The organism is Salinicoccus luteus DSM 17002, assembly GCF_000712035.1.
GTDB classification, from domain to species: Bacteria; Bacillota; Bacilli; order Staphylococcales; family Salinicoccaceae; genus Salinicoccus; species Salinicoccus luteus.
Genome location: NZ_JONV01000009.1, coordinates 142489 through 157474 on the forward strand (window position 1 = coordinate 142489; position 14986 = coordinate 157474).

16 protein-coding genes are annotated in these 14986 nt (G+C 44.3%); 11 read left to right on the forward strand and 5 right to left on the reverse strand.

Annotated elements, in window-relative coordinates:
- Positions 1–38 precede the first annotated feature (38 nt).
- Both BO53_RS0107240 and BO53_RS0107245 read right to left on the reverse strand, forming a co-directional pair.
- Positions 39–1400 carry an MFS transporter gene (locus BO53_RS0107240; RefSeq protein WP_037341977.1) on the reverse strand — a complete coding sequence of 454 codons (1362 nt, stop codon included), beginning with the start codon at positions 1398–1400 and terminating at the stop codon, positions 39–41.
- Between the two features lie 21 nt (positions 1401–1421).
- The gene (locus BO53_RS0107245) at positions 1422–2525 is read right to left on the reverse strand and encodes a 5-methyltetrahydropteroyltriglutamate--homocysteine S-methyltransferase (protein WP_031546925.1); all 1104 of its coding nucleotides are present in this window, start codon (positions 2523–2525) and stop codon (positions 1422–1424) included.
- Positions 2526–2639: 114 nt separating this feature from the next.
- Between BO53_RS0107245 and BO53_RS0107250 the strand changes: the two genes are divergently transcribed.
- From BO53_RS0107250 to BO53_RS0107260, 3 genes are all read left to right on the forward strand, one after another.
- Complete coding sequence (locus BO53_RS0107250; protein WP_031546926.1) at positions 2640–3548, forward strand: LysR family transcriptional regulator; 909 nt, start codon at positions 2640–2642, stop codon at positions 3546–3548.
- Positions 3549–3650: 102 nt separating this feature from the next.
- Entirely contained in the window at positions 3651–4316 is a 666-nt protein-coding gene (locus BO53_RS0107255) for an HAD family hydrolase (RefSeq protein ID WP_031546927.1), read from the forward strand.
- Between the two features lie 75 nt (positions 4317–4391).
- Complete coding sequence (locus BO53_RS0107260) at positions 4392–4721, forward strand: hypothetical protein (protein WP_031546928.1); 330 nt, start codon at positions 4392–4394, stop codon at positions 4719–4721.
- A 20-nt stretch (positions 4722–4741) separates the two neighbouring features.
- On the opposite strand, the gene BO53_RS0107265 is transcribed toward BO53_RS0107260, so the two are convergent.
- Positions 4742–4924 carry a hypothetical protein gene (locus BO53_RS0107265; protein ID WP_031546929.1) on the reverse strand — a complete coding sequence of 61 codons (183 nt, stop codon included), beginning with the start codon at positions 4922–4924 and terminating at the stop codon, positions 4742–4744.
- 255 nt (positions 4925–5179) lie between these two features.
- Between BO53_RS0107265 and BO53_RS0107270 the strand changes: the two genes are divergently transcribed.
- Entirely contained in the window at positions 5180–6688 is a 1509-nt protein-coding gene (locus BO53_RS0107270; RefSeq protein ID WP_031546931.1) for a malate:quinone oxidoreductase, read from the forward strand.
- A 225-nt stretch (positions 6689–6913) separates the two neighbouring features.
- Here BO53_RS0107270 and BO53_RS13580 read toward each other — a convergent pair whose 3' ends face one another.
- Positions 6914–7585 (reverse strand): DUF1048 domain-containing protein, encoded by a 672-nt coding sequence (locus BO53_RS13580; RefSeq protein ID WP_031546932.1) that lies wholly within the window; start codon positions 7583–7585, stop codon positions 6914–6916.
- A gap of 134 nt (positions 7586–7719) precedes the next feature.
- Here BO53_RS13580 and proC point away from each other — a divergent pair, with 134 nt between their 5' ends.
- The 7 genes from proC to ssuE all read left to right on the forward strand — a co-directional run bounded on the left by proC (position 7720) and on the right by ssuE (position 13477).
- The gene (proC, locus tag BO53_RS0107280) at positions 7720–8508 is read left to right on the forward strand and encodes a pyrroline-5-carboxylate reductase (RefSeq protein WP_031546934.1); all 789 of its coding nucleotides are present in this window, start codon (positions 7720–7722) and stop codon (positions 8506–8508) included.
- A gap of 133 nt (positions 8509–8641) precedes the next feature.
- Positions 8642–9550 carry a LysR family transcriptional regulator gene (locus tag BO53_RS0107285; protein ID WP_051683054.1) on the forward strand — a complete coding sequence of 303 codons (909 nt, stop codon included), beginning with the start codon at positions 8642–8644 and terminating at the stop codon, positions 9548–9550.
- Between the two features lie 120 nt (positions 9551–9670).
- Positions 9671–10453 carry an amino acid ABC transporter ATP-binding protein gene (locus BO53_RS0107290; protein ID WP_037341980.1) on the forward strand — a complete coding sequence of 261 codons (783 nt, stop codon included), beginning with the start codon at positions 9671–9673 and terminating at the stop codon, positions 10451–10453.
- A gap of 23 nt (positions 10454–10476) precedes the next feature.
- Positions 10477–11148: an amino acid ABC transporter permease gene (locus BO53_RS0107295; RefSeq protein WP_031546938.1), complete on the forward strand. Its 672-nt coding sequence runs from the start codon at positions 10477–10479 to the stop codon at positions 11146–11148.
- Between the two features lie 163 nt (positions 11149–11311).
- On the forward strand, positions 11312–12658 hold the full coding sequence (locus BO53_RS0107300; protein ID WP_031546939.1) for an LLM class flavin-dependent oxidoreductase: 1347 nt from the start codon (positions 11312–11314) through the stop codon (positions 12656–12658).
- Positions 12655–12924: a glutaredoxin family protein gene (locus tag BO53_RS0107305; protein WP_031546940.1), complete on the forward strand. Its 270-nt coding sequence runs from the start codon at positions 12655–12657 to the stop codon at positions 12922–12924. The genes BO53_RS0107300 and BO53_RS0107305 overlap by 4 nt, the downstream gene beginning before the upstream one ends.
- 13 nt (positions 12925–12937) lie before the next feature.
- Complete coding sequence (ssuE, locus tag BO53_RS0107310) at positions 12938–13477, forward strand: NADPH-dependent FMN reductase (protein WP_031546942.1); 540 nt, start codon at positions 12938–12940, stop codon at positions 13475–13477.
- 122 nt (positions 13478–13599) lie between these two features.
- On the opposite strand, the gene BO53_RS0107315 is transcribed toward ssuE, so the two are convergent.
- On the reverse strand, positions 13600–14694 hold the full coding sequence (locus BO53_RS0107315) for a PLP-dependent transferase (RefSeq protein ID WP_031546944.1): 1095 nt from the start codon (positions 14692–14694) through the stop codon (positions 13600–13602).
- Positions 14695–14986 lie beyond the last annotated feature (292 nt).

The window sequence follows — 14986 nt, forward strand, 5'->3', positions numbered from 1 at the left end:
ACTGATTCAGCCGAAGCGCGTTTTTACATTCGAGAAGGCTATACACTGGCTTTTGGAACAGTGGTGGCCGTTTTCCCCCGTTTCTGCTGTACATGGTTGGCATGCCTCTCCTGGACGAGCAGAAGGAATACGCCGCCTACAAGACTTGGAATGGCAAATGCAATGAAGGCAGTCTGGGGGGCGATGTTCGTCATCAGTACAAATCCAATCAGAAGCGGTGCCGAAATCGAACCCAGTCGTCCAATGCCTACGGCCATGCTCAGCCCGGTCCCCCTGATATCAGCCGGGTAGAACGAACTGATATATGGATTCACGAGGTTCTGTGTGCCACCGGTACAGGCTCCTCCGATTGCAATGAGTATATACAGTACTATAGGTTCATGTGTCACACTTAGTGCGATGAAAGTCAGTGCGCCGATGAGGTACATCGATAGAAGCACGTTGCGGTGGCCGATCCGGTCCACCAGATAGCCCCCTGCCAATGAGCCGACAATCTGCCCCACTGCCAGAATCATGACGAAGGAGAGGCTTGAAGCGATGCCGAACCCGGATTCCTGCATGATGGCCGGCAGCCATGTATTCAGGCCATAGATCATCATCAGGCAGCTGAATACCATAACCCAGAAGGCCACTGTAGTACGCCCACGGCCGTCCCTGAACAATCTTCCTACGGGAACTCCCTTGGCTGTTTTTGCAGCTCTTGTATACTCGAAACGGTCTGTTGAACTGTAGTTCTTCCCAGGATCAGCCCGGTTCAGTATATGTGCCACCCGGTCGCCTCTCCCCCTTGCTATGTAATATGAGAGGGACTCCGGAAAGTGCTTCATAAAGAAAGGAAGCGTAAAGAGAGGAAGCACGCCGAGCCAGTACATGAACCGCCATCCGAGTGTTTCCAGAAGACCCATGGCAATCAGGGAAGCCAAGATGGCTCCGATGGAGTAGCCGCAATACATTACAGCGACTGTCATGGCTCTGTTCTTCTTGGGTGAATATTCGGTCATCAAGGAGATGACGACCGGCATCAGTCCGCCCATCCCCATGGAGGCGATGAAGCGCATGATGATGAAAAAGGCGACATTTGGTGCAAAACCGGCAAGCATATTGAAAATGCTTATGAGTGCCAGGCAGAGCGCAAGGATTCTCTTTCTCCCGAGTATGTCGGAAAAAGAGCCGAGCAGGAATGTTCCCAGCATCATTCCGATGAGTGCATAACTGCCGATCGCCCCACCTTCTGCCGAACTTAGACCAAAGTCATCCATCATTAACGGCAGTCCGATGCCATAGAGTGCAATGTCGAAACCATCGAATGAAATTGCAAAGAAACACCAGAGGAAAACGAGCAGATGAAATTTATTGAATCTGCTCTGATTGATGACTTCTTCTACTTGGACTGTACGCATAGGCTTCCTCCCTCTCTTTTATCAGGACCAGATTTCCCTGGAAATCTCGACTACATGCTTCAGTTTGTTCCATTGCTCCTCTTCGGTCAGCAGATTGCCTTCTTCAGTGGAGGCAAAACCACATTGTGGGCTCAGGGCCAGCTGTTCAAGTGGGACATACTCCGTTGCTTCCTCGACTCTTTTCTTGATTTCATTCTTGTCCTCGAGTGCACCATGCTTGGAAGTGATTAGTCCAAGGACGATGAAGAGGTCCTTACGGTTCACATGACGAAGGGGTCTGAAATCACCGGCACGATCACTATCATATTCAAGGAAGAATCCGTCGATATCCAGTTTGCCAAAAATTTCTTTTGCAACCGGCTCATATCCTCCGGAAGAAATCCAAGTGGAGCGGAAGTTCCCGCGGCAGATATGCATTGTAATCTTGAAGTCATCCGGACGGTCGGCCACAGCCTTGTTGAGGGTTTCAAGATATTTGTCGATCAGATGGTCCGGATCGAGCCCCTTGTTTTTCAACTGCTCTTTCTGCTCTTCGGAACACAGGTAGGCCCATGCCGTATCATCGAGCTGGAGGTATCGGCAGCCAGCCTTGTAAAATGCATCGAGTGCCTTTTTATAGGCTTTTGCCAGATCATCAAAGAAGACATCCTCATCAGGATAGACAGAGGGGTCTACTTCGCCTCGGAAATGCAGCATGCTCGGGCTTGGGATTGTGAATTTGGCAGTGTGCTCCCCGGCCTGTTCCTTAAGGTATCTGAAATCCTGCAGCATTGGATGGTCGTTGAAGTCCAGTTTGCCGGTCACTTTAATGGCCCTTGATTTAGTCGTCTTCTCTTTGAATGCAATGCCATCGCCGGACCAGTAACCCTCAACACCTGTAAGGTTTTCGAGGAAGTCGAAATGCCACCAGGAGCGGCGGAATTCTCCGTCTGTGACAGCTTCAAGGCCAAGTTCTTTCTGCTTTTCAACAATACGTGCAATCTCTTCATTTTCAATGCGTTTCAGTTCCCCGGCATTTATTGCATCTTCCGAAAATTGCTTTCTTGCCGCCTTGATTTTCTCAGACCTCAGCAGACTTCCTACATGATCCGCCCTATATATTTTCTTTGTCTTCAATGTGCTCATCTAATCCCTCTTTCAAATTGATATTGTTTAAATACTATCATGTGTATAAGATATAGAGTAACGGTTTATTTTTATAATTAGTTATAACTAGAGGCTATATCCAGGAGGGGTTTTATGAAGTTGCACCAATTGAAATACTTTATTGAAGTGGTGTTGAGCGGATCGATCAATGAGGCGGCCAGAAGACTGTATATATCACAGCCCACACTGTCTAAAGCAATCAAAGAACTGGAAAAGGATCTTGGTATCGTTCTGTTCACAAGAACCTCTACAGGAATATCGCTTTCTCCGGATGGAGCAGAATTTTTGAGCTATGCCCGCCAGATCAATGAACAGGTTGAACTGCTCGAAAGGAGGTATTTCGATACGGAACCTTCACAACAGCTATTCTCGGTCTCTTCACAGCACTATTCATTCGTTGTAGATGCTTTTGTGGAGATGATTCGTAAATATGGTGGGGATAAGTATCAATTTACCATCAGGGAGACGCGGACATATGAAATAATAGATGATGTAAAAAATTTGACCAGTGAAATCGGAGTGCTCTATATCAGTGCGTTCAATGAAAAGGTGCTGGTGCAGCTGATCAAGGAAAAAGGGTTGGAGTTCACCCAGTTGTTTGAAGCCCACCCCCATATATTCATCAGCAAGACAAATCCGCTGGCCACGAGGAAATCTGTCACCTTGGACGATCTGGAGCCCTACCCGCGTCTAGCCTTTGAACAGGGGGAATACAATTCTTTCTACTATTCGGAAGAGGTATTCAGTACGATACCAAGGCCCAAAAGCATACAGGTGAGTGACAGGGCGACTTTGTTCAACCTGCTTATCGGTCTGAATGGCTATACCATATCTACAGGAATATTGAGCGAAGACCTGGACAGTTCTGAAATCGTACAGGTGCCCCTGGAGGTTGAGGATACAATCAAGGTGGGCTGGGTAGTCAATAAGAAGGTCGAGCTCAGCCGTATGGCAAGGCTGTATCTTGAAGAGTTGAGTGCGACCACCCAGCATATGCTGTAATGTTTCCCGTGAAACAACCAGTAACCAATCGTATTGGAAATATGTTAGAATATAGTATAAATAACTGTAAAAGAACCATCCCAGTAAGGAAGGATATGTAATATGAAAGTGGCCTTGTTTGATTTTGATGGGACCCTGTATCCGTACGAAACATTTAATATTCTGATGGAGCGCCTGAAACGCCATCCGAGATATAAAAGGAACTATAAACGGTTTGTAAGAAAGTTTGCGCCTATATATTTCTTCTACAAGCTCAAACTTGTCAATAAAGCGACGATGCAGAGTAAAGCGATGGAGTACTATATCCTCTCCTTCAAGAAGAACTCCAGGAGAGAGATAGAATCATTCTTCAACGAGGTTGCCGGTGATATGATAGATGATCTGAGGGAGCCATTGATACGAAAAATCAAGCAGCTGAAACGTGACAACTACTATGTCATGCTGATATCAGGTGCCTTCATCCCACTGCTTGAAGCGATATTCCAGGGATACGACATAGACTGCATAGTAGGATCGAAGATAAACTATGTTGGAGAGCGGCTGGACTACAAATCCCGTTTTGAACGCGTCTACGCAGACCGTAAGATAGACATCATCAGACAGCACTTTTCTGGAAAAGAAGTGGACTGGAAGAACAGTGAAGCATACAGTGACAGTTACGCAGACCTTAAGATGCTTGAACTCGTAGGGAAGCCGGTAGCAGTGAAGCCGGATGAGCGGCTCATGGCAATTGCATCCAGAAAGCAATGGCAGATCCATAATGATTAGTACTCAATATTGGCAATTTGAGATTACCGAGTGTTATAATGAATGATGGAGAATCAGATAGTGGAGTGTGATAAAGTGAGTTTGACAAAAATAGATACGGATGAATTGTATCCAACAGAAAAGTTGGGGCCGGCAATAGAAGGCACAATCATCTATAAAGTTGGGGAACAGACCCATTTCAAAGGTGCCTATATTACGACAAGCGAGCGTATGATCATGAATGTCGATATGAACGGCGAATCGTATAAGCGAGTATTCAGCTATCAGGATATCGTCCGTGCCATAATCGAGAATAATACCCTATTTATAGAATTCCCCCAAGGAATGGGGAAAGTCGCGATGATTGAAGTCACTGAAGGTGACGTAGATGCATTTGTCGACTATGTAAATGATAAAGTGGACTAGTTGTAAGAGGCTCTGGAACATCAGTTTCCAGAGCCTCTATTGTGATTCTCTTTCCTTTGTTTGAACCTGTCGAACAGGAAACGTGAGAACATGACCAGCAGATAGATGAAGATACCGCCGATGGCATTTCCAAGATCGGTGATCATAATCAGGAACAGAAAAAGCACGGTGGGCGTAATTATGAATAGGCGTATATTTTTCATGGTTTCTCCTCCCGTTAAATAGTATGATACATTTATTTTTATGTATGTCATATTAATACATAACCCTTTTACATCTGTAGAAAAAGGAGTATAATTAACAAATAATAACCAATATTTCTACAACTGAATAACCATTATACCATCTCATGTGAAGATGGCTGCATTAAAGAATCAAGGTGTACCTGGAGAACTTGTATACTACTTGGCCTGGGACATCCATATACTTGAATTTTGATAAGGAGCTTTGGAGTTATTATGAACAGTGTAATGAACAAAACTGATATCATTCTTATTGGTGGCGGAATCATGAGTGCAACGTTAGGTACACTTCTGAAAGAAGTGAAGCCGGAATGGGACATTGAAGTATTTGAAAAGCTGGATTCAACAGCCCAGGAAAGCTCTGACGCCTGGAATAACGCTGGAACCGGCCACTCGGCCCTGTGTGAGCTGAACTATACACCTGAGAAGGCTGATGGCTCCCTGGACGTGACAAAGGCAATCCGCATTAATGAACAATTCCAGCTATCTAAGCAATTCTGGTCTCATCTTGTTGAAAAAGGCATGATGGAGAAGCCACAGGATTTTATCATGCCAGTCCCCCATCTCAGCTTTGTAGAAGGCGAAAAAAATGTTCAATTTCTACAAAAACGTGTGGAAGCGTTATCTAAAAGTCCATTGTTTGAAGGGATGGAGTACGCAGATGATGCAGAGACACTGAATAAATGGATTCCCTTGATGATGCAGGGGCGCAACTCAAAAGAACCGATTGCAGCAACCCGTATTGAAACTGGTACAGATATCAATTTCGGCAATCTGACGCGCAAACTATTCGAACTTCTCGAAGAAAAGGGCGTGGCGCTCAATCTCGGACACGAAGTAGAAGATATTAGACGGACAAAAGGCGGAGAATGGCAGGTCAAAGTCAAAGATCTGACAACAGGAAAAATCGAGTATCATACTTCGAAGTTCATCTTCATCGGTGCAGGCGGAGGGAGCCTGCCATTGCTGCAGAAGACAGGAATACCGGAATCCAAGAATATAGGTGGTTTTCCGGTCAGTGGAATCTTCATGGTCTGTCAGAATCCTGAAGTTGTGGAGAAGCACAATGCGAAAGTATATGGCAAAGCCAAGGTTGGCGCCCCTCCGATGTCGGTGCCACATTTGGATACACGCTATATAGAAGGCAAGAAATCATTGCTCTTCGGCCCATTTGCGGGCTTTTCTCCCAAGTTCCTGAAGACCGGATCCTACTTTGATCTTATCGGTTCAGTGAAGCCGAATAATGTCTTTACTATGCTTTCCGCAGGTGCCAAGGAGATGGGTCTGACAAAATACCTGATTCAGCAAGTCCTGCAATCGAATGAAGACAGGATGGAGGATTTGAGAGAATTTATTCCGTCAGCAAGGAGTGAAGACTGGGATGTCGTAGTGGCCGGACAGCGTGTACAGGTTATCAAGGATACTGAAAAAGGCGGAAAAGGGACACTCCAGTTTGGTACAGAAGTCATTACTGCTGAGGATGGTTCCATTGCAGCACTTTTGGGTGCTTCTCCTGGCGCTTCCGTTTCCGTTGATGTCATGCTCGATGTCATGCAGCGTTGTTTCCCTCGGGAATTTCCTGAATGGGAGGATAAAATAAAGGAAATGGTGCCTTCCTATGGCATCAATCTTTCGGAGCAGCCTGAGAAATTCAAGGAAATACATGAAGTTGTTTCTGATAAACTGAATTTGAAACCTCAGGAAGAAGGCGCACTGCTCAGCTAGAAGAAAGCCCTGCAATCATGATTGCAGGGCTTTCTTGATGAAACGGAGGACATATGAAGGTTTTATGGATAAAGTGTTTCCTGTGAAACACACCCCCCTTTAATATTTGAATATCATGGAATTTTTCAGAATGAGGGGGCTTGGAGGACCCTAGTTGAAAATCCGGAAAGTAGTAATACTCCTGTTTATAACGCTAACCATTATAACTATAAGTAATGCGTGGCGTTATTTTCTATTCAATAATCCCATGAAGCCAAGGATTGTCAGTATAACGCCGAGCAATACTATTAAAAACATGTTCATTTCGAATGAGGGGCCGTTATCGATTGAAGTAAGGAAAGCATCGACGAGGAGATAGACAAGGAAGAAGCCTGCCCCGATAAGGAAATAGAGGCCGTATTCCTTCCAGAAGGGCCAATCCTTGAATGCAACCTGCCGAAAGGCATAAAATAAAGTGTATATAAAGCCGATACCAAGAGACGCAGTAATGATAATTTCCAGGATGAATGGTACGGCCACCACAGTGGTAGCCAGCGCAGCACTGTCAATCAGCCTGAAGAGTATCTGGATCAGATAGTCGAAGATAAGGTTCAATCCTACTAAGATGAGGGCGAGAAAAGCTGCCAATCTCCACAAATTCCTCTTGGGAAGCCCTTCAACCAGTCTGTCGGCATATGCTTTGTAATCTTCTCCAGTAACAGATTCTATACTTCTTCCTTCTCTCTGAGTTTGAATAATTTTTTTCAGAAATGTATTGAGCACTGCCTCTGTTTCCTGGCTCTGGGCACTGGTATTCACCCGGATATACACGTGGATATCTTCATAAACCTTTTTGTACCTCGGATCCAGTTTTTCATGTAATCTGTTATTTTCTTTGATCAGATCCTTCTCCGCCATATTGATGCCCCTCCTGTTGGATGCATACTCATTTGGGGATTATTATATCACCTGGCACTTTTTATACAAATTATAAGCTATCGGCTTGCGGGCGTGTTAAAATGTTCAATAAAGCCTAAGGGGATGAAGTACATATGAGTTACAGACTTGGATTCATCGGTGCTGGGAAGATGGTCAACCACATCGTTAAAGGTCTTCTGAAGAATCCGGATATGCAGGACGCCATCATTGTCACAGGCAGGAACCAGCAGAAGCTTGAGAAATTCAATGAAGGAAAAGGAATAAAAGTAAGTACCGATTATAGTCTGCTGTCCGAATGCGATATTATCGTCAATGGTGTAAGTTCGGATCAGACACTTCATGTTTTTAACGAAGTGAGAGCTTACACAAGAGAAGATGCAATCCATATCTCCATCGCGGCAGGTGTATCAATTGATGAAATGGAGACGATCCTCTCACAGCATAAGATTGTAAGGAATATGCCTAATATCGCCGTATCTGTCCAGGAGGGCGTGATGGTAATGGCAGCCAACGCCCATATTTCGGATGAAGACAAGGGAACCCTTAACGAAATATTTAACCGGATTGCTGCGGTGGCATGGGTAGAGGAACCTTTGATGAAATATGCACCTTCGTTAACGGGGTCTTCTCCTACCTATACGTTCCTGATGATAGAGGCAATGGCGGACAAGGCGGTGAGCGCAGGCTTTCCACGTCAACAGGCCTATATGCTGGCAGCCCAGGCTGTGGTGGGGGCAGGAAAACTTGTGTTGGAAACAGAATCCCATCCAGCAGTTCTGAAGGATCAGATTACTACATCAGGAGGATCCACCATACAGGGTGTGATGGAACTTGAGAATAACGGCTTCAGAAAAAGTGTTATTCAGGCAATGGAAGCGATAAATAATGCAAATAAAAAATAGCAGAACTTCGGTTCTGCTATTTTTTTGTTTATATAGATAATCCATTGTGCTGTTTACTTTTTTAAATCATATCTATATAATAGGATATAAAATATTAAACAATTGTGATTTTTTATGAAAAGAGTGGATGCATATGAATATCGACAATATAGAAGCTTTTGTTTTCGTCAATCATTTTGGAAGTATAAATAAAGCATCCAAGGCATTATTTCTTTCCCAGCCTTCTGTCACATCAAGAATCAAATCTCTCGAACGGGAATTGGATGCAGAACTGTTCAGACGTGTTGGAAGACAACTGATCATTACAGACAAGGGAATAGAGTTTCTGCCATTTGCGGAAAATATCATACGTACCATGAAAAAAGGCAAGGCACATCTTCAGAATATGGAAGAGAAGAACGAGATAACCATCGCATGTTCCGGCCTTGTCTCTTTCTATCTGGTTCCAAGACTGATGCCGGTGTTCAAAGAACGTTTTCCGGACCGGACGTTTAGAATAATGACAGAGAAGAGTGAAACAGTTGCACAGATGGTGTCGGATGGGGATGCTGATTACGGCTTTGCCAGCAATGTTTCCCAGACGAAATTGAATGCAGAAAGGATGATTGAAAGCCCCATACGCCTCATTGTTCCTTCAGACCATTCTTTTGCAGATGGAGGGACGATTGATATTGAGCAGCTGGTTGAAACACCCATCGTGTTTTTTGAATGCGGCTCCCTCGACTGGACAATGGTCCATAATCTGTTTCTGAGTCTCAGGGAACAGCCGGATATACAGTATGAAGTGGATAGTATGGAATCTGCTAAAGGAATCATTCTGAACAGGGCAGCCATCGGCTTTCTTCCGGAACTCAGTGTACATAGGGAACTGGAAGAAGGGTCGCTTGTAGCAATCGACGTTCCGACTCTGGCGAATGTTTCATTAAAGACCGATCTGATTCATCATAACGATATGGACATTGACGGCTTTGATGAAATGACCGCCATCATCCGGAAGGTGGCATCCGAAAGGCCTGGAGTGCACCCTCTTTCATTTATATAGAAACCATCTATAAGAAGAGGAATGAATCCCTATAAGCATCATCTTGAAGTGCCCGGAACAGGGTGCTATACTTAAAAACATTAATCATATTAAATAAGTATGGATTGGAGGGGTTCGTATATGATCAGAGTTTCTGGATTGAAGAAGTCATTCAATAACAACGAAGTATTGAAAGATATAAGTTTTCAAGTAAACGAAGGGGAAACCGTGGCCATCATCGGTCCTTCAGGATCAGGTAAATCAACATTGCTCAGGTGCCTAAATTACCTTGAGAGGCCGGATGCCGGAAGTATTGAAGTGGGAGAAGTCTCCATTGATGCAGAAAAGCCGAAAAAGGTCTTGGTGAACCAGTTGAGGATGCAGACCTCCATGGTTTTTCAACATTATAATCTGTTCAAAAACAAAACAGTGTTGGAAAATATCACGTATCCACTGACGGCCACGAAAAAGTATCGCAGAAGAGAAGCGGATGCTGTTGGACAAAATCTTCTGGAACAAGTGGGGATTCTTGATAAGCAGGAAGCATATCCGATATCCCTATCAGGCGGACAGCAGCAACGGGTTGGTATTGCCCGGGCATTGGCTGTAGATCCACATGCCATCCTTTTCGATGAACCAACTTCCTCCCTAGACCCGGAATGGGTCGGAGAGGTACTCAATGTCATCTCCGATATTGCTCAAAAGGATAAGACGATGTTGATTGTTACACATGAAATGAATTTTGCAAGAGATATCGCAGATCGAGTCATTTTCATGGCAGACGGCTATATTGTCGAAGAAGGCAAACCGGAAGATATATTCGATAACCCGCAGCATGAACGGACGAGAAGATTCCTCAGCAAATATGGCAGACAGGTTTCTACAGAGAATAATAAAGAAGAGCCCGCACTGGTAATGGCTTAGATGGATGGAAGGGAGGAACTATAATGAATTTTGATTTAGCCTATATGCTTGAAATCATTCCGGAACTGCTGGTATATATACCAATCACACTATACTTGGCAATTGTATCGATGATCATTGCAGTGGCCATAGGTGTGGTGCTTTCGCTGCTTCTCGTCAACAAAACTCCTGTGTTACTTCAACTCTCCAAACTTTACATATCTTTCTTCCGGGGGACACCTGTGCTCGTGCAGCTGTTGATGATTTACTTCGGCCTGCCCCAGCTGTTCCCCTGGCTGAATTCGTTATCTGCTGTAAATGCAGCCATCATTGCCTTCAGCCTGAATACTTCAGCATATCTGGCGGAAATATTCAGGGCAGCATTGATATCTGTGGACAAGGGACAGACGGAAGCGGCGATATCAACTGGCCTTACGTATCGTCAGGCAGTATGGGGCATTGTTCTGCCGCAGGCAGTAAGAAATGCAGTGCCAGCTACAGGAAACATGTTTATCGGTTTGATAAAGAACTCCTCTTTGGCCTTCACAATCGGTGTAACCGAGTTGCTCGCACAAGGGAAACTGCTTGCTACAGCAACACTACAATTTTTTGAAGCCTATCTGGCAGTCGGCATCATCTATTGGGGTATGACGATCGTATACAGTTGGGTGCAGCGATGGTATGAGGCGAGGATCAACAGACCTTATGAAGTCTGAACATGCATTACAGGCATCCTCAACCCTATATGTCATGAAGGGTCAATTTATAAAATGATGTTATAACGTCATTTTAAATGCTTGAAGGGGTTCCTGACTCATATGGACGATTTTCTGTAATAGTCTGCAGACAGGGATACAAAAATATGAAAGTGGTGATTGCATGACAAAGAAAAAAATAAAATTGGGTGTGCTCGTACAGGGGCCGGGATCACATCCCGCCTCCTGGAGGTCAGAGGATGCTGTAATAGATGGCAGTATCAATTTCAATCATTATTTGAATGTGACACAAAAAGCGGAAAATGCAGGGTTTGCTTTCATGTTCATCGCAGATGGTCTGCATATCAACAAACAGTCCATACCTCATTTCCTCAATCGCTTTGAACCATTGACTCTGCTCTCGGCATTGGCACCTGTGACTTCGAAGATAGGACTCGCCGGTACGGTATCCACCACATACAGTGAGCCGTACAATGTGGCGCGACAATTTGCGAGTATTGACAATATAAGTAACGGCAGGGCCGGTTGGAACGTCGTTACATCGCCATTGGAAGGTAGTGCGGACAACTTCAACAAAGGAAATCATCCAGAGCATTCCCTTAGATATCGAATGGCCAGCGAGTATGTGGAAGTGGTACAGGGGCTTTGGGATTCCTATGAAGATGATGCTTTTGTCAGAAATCGGGAAACGGGTGAGTTTCTGGATGAAAAGAAACTTCATACGCTAGGCTACGAAGGAGAATTCTTTAAAGTGAAGGGGCCGTTGAATATCCAGCGGTCGCCCCAGGGACAGCCTGTCATCTTCCAGGCCGGAGCATCCAAGACGGGCCAAGATTTTGCAGCGAAGTATGGAGAAGCAATTTTCACCCACGCCAATAGTATTGAAAAAAATCAAGAATACTACAGCACGTTAAAAAATAAGGCGATAGAAGCAGGAAGGAAAGCAGAAGATATTCTCATCTTCCCATCACTTTCTCCAATCATTGCTCCGACAGAACAGGAAGCTGAACAAAGGTATGAAAAGATTAAGAATCTGATATCCATCGATAAGGCGCTGGAAGTGCTCGGAAGGTTCTTTGATCATTATGATTTTTCTGTCCACCCTCTCGATGGACCTTTCCCCGATATTGGAGAGATAGGAAAGAACAGTTTCAGGTCAACGACTGATAATATTAAAGAGAAGGCAAAAAAAGAAGCATTGACGCTTCGGGAAGTTGCTTTGCAGGTCGCTTCTCCAAAGGATCCATTCTATGGAAGCTATGAAGATGTCGCTTCCCGTATGATTGAATGGATAGAAGAAGGAGCCGCCGACGGTTTTATGCTGAACCCTCAAATATTTGATGGGCAGTTCGACGAATTCATTGAAAATGTGCTTCCCATACTGGAGGATAGAGGATATTATGAACGGCAATATATCGGCGATACACTGAGAGAAAATCTGGGACTCGGATTCAAGGAGAACCGTTACACAAGCGAGGTCCAAAAAAGGGATAAGGAGGAAGTAAAATGAATAGAAAAGTGAATGTGCTGGTCTGGTCCAAGCAGGGCTGCTCCTACTGTGAAGAAGTGAAGCAGTATTTGGAAGAAAATCGTTTCGATTATCAGGCTATAGACGTAACAGAAAATGACCATCTAAGGGACATTCTTGATGTAAAATATGGAATACGCCATGTGCCTGTGGTGGAAGTGGGTTTCGGCAACCGGTATGATGCCGTTACAGAAGTGGGTATAGGCCCTTTGGAAGATACACTCAAACATTACAGACTGTCGGTCTAGAAAGGATGATTATATGTATGATGTTGTGGTTGTCTCAGGCAGTCCCTCCCAGTTCTCAAGGTCTGAAAGTGTCCTGAAATATATCGGTGTTATACTGGCGGAACGTGGCTTGTCCGTCCGCCATGTATCGGTGCGGGAAGTACCGGCCAAAGATTTGATGTTCGGTAACTTCAATAGTCCAGCAGTCACTGATATTGCTGAAGACATTCATAATGCAAGAGGTGTCATTGTAGGTTCCCCAGTATACAAAGCTGCTTATTCGGGTGTGCTGAAAAGTCTTTTTGATATACTCCCGCAGGATGTATTGAGAGATACTCCTGTGCTGCCTATAATGTCAGGAGGGAGTATCTCCCACTTGCTTGCAATGGAATATACATTAAAACCCCTGCTTTCTACCCTGAAGGGTGTCCCGCTTAAAGGTGTCTATTATCTGGATAATCAGATTGACAAGGAAAGCGCCGAACCCATTCTGGATAGTGCACTCATATCAAGGACCGAAAAACAGATAGACTACCTGATTGACAAGATGGAATTTGAACAAAGCTACACATAAAAAGCACGCTCGGTCGAGCGTGCTTTTTATACTGTCTACATAATTCCGAATAGAGTTATTCGATACTCACTTCCAATTTCTCATTATTGAAGATTGAAGTTTCAGCTATAAGTTCTGAATCGTCATGCTTCTCTTTTTGCTTTGGTAAGTGCCTGTGTCAAATCTGACCGGATGTCTTCGATATTTTCTATACCTACGGAAAGCCTGATCAATTGTTCATCAATGCCCCGACTTAAACGTTCTTCATCCGGCATATCTGCATGGGTTTGCGTAAAGGGGAAGGTGATGAAGGTTTCTGTCCCTCCCAAACTTTCTGCGAAGGTACAGACCTTTATATTTTCAAGCAGGGTGCCCACATCATATTCCTTATTCAACCTTAGACTCAGCATGCCGGTGCGTCCGGAATAAAGAACTTCATCGATTGCATGATGTCCAGCAAAAAATTCAGAGAGGTTCCGTGCGTTTTCTGTGGCACGATCCATTCTAAGATGCAAAGTTTTCAATCCTCTCAGCAGCAGGTAGCTATCAAATGGTGAAAGTGTTGCCCCAATCATATTGTGATGCATGGCAAGGACAGCTCCAAGAGCTTCCTCCTTTACTGTAACTACTCCAGCCAGAACATCATTATGCCCGCCAATATATTTTGTGGCCGAATGCAGTACGACATCCGCTCCATCTGATAAAGGGGTATAATAATATGGCGTGAGGAAAGTGTTGTCTATAATAGTCATTATTCCAAGTTCATGAGCCAGCTCGTAGATTGGTTCGAGTGACACTTCAATCATTGAAGGATTTGTAATCGGTTCAATGAAGAATGCCTTTGTCGAATTATTGACATGATTTTTAACATCCTCCATGTCATCGAAATCGACATATTTGAATTTTATATTGTACTGCGTTTCGTAGAAATCGAATATTCGGAAGGTCCCTCCATAAAGATCGAAGCTTACAAGTACCTCATCTCCCGGTTTGAACAGGTTACAGACGAGTTGGATGGCCGACATGCCGCTGGAAGTTGCAAAAGCGGAGGTTCCTCCTTCCAATTGGGCAAACGCTTCTTCAAAATGTGAGCGTGTTGGATTCGCCGTTCTTGTATAATCGTAACCGGTCGACATGCCCAATCTATCATGCTTATAGGCAGTAGCTGTATAGATTGGACTTGTTGTAGCTCCAGTGATATCTGTATTCATTCCTATCTGTGCAAGTTTGGTCTCCATGGTATTCCTCCTAGTATTGAAATATAAAAAGCTTTCCCCCATCTGCAGAATTGATCTGTCAGAAGGACGAAAGCTCAAGCTTACGTGGTACCACCTTTTTTTATAGAAATATCGCTATCTCTACCTCTTCCAGTTTTTGAAGACTGGGCTTCTGTAACGGGAAGCAGCCACTGACACTCCAAGACCATATTCAATCCTCTCCATTATCCCCTTCCACCCGCCGGGGACTCTCTATAAACGAGTCAGACCTACTCTTCTCTTCAACATGTCACCTTATAAAAATTCAGTTTAA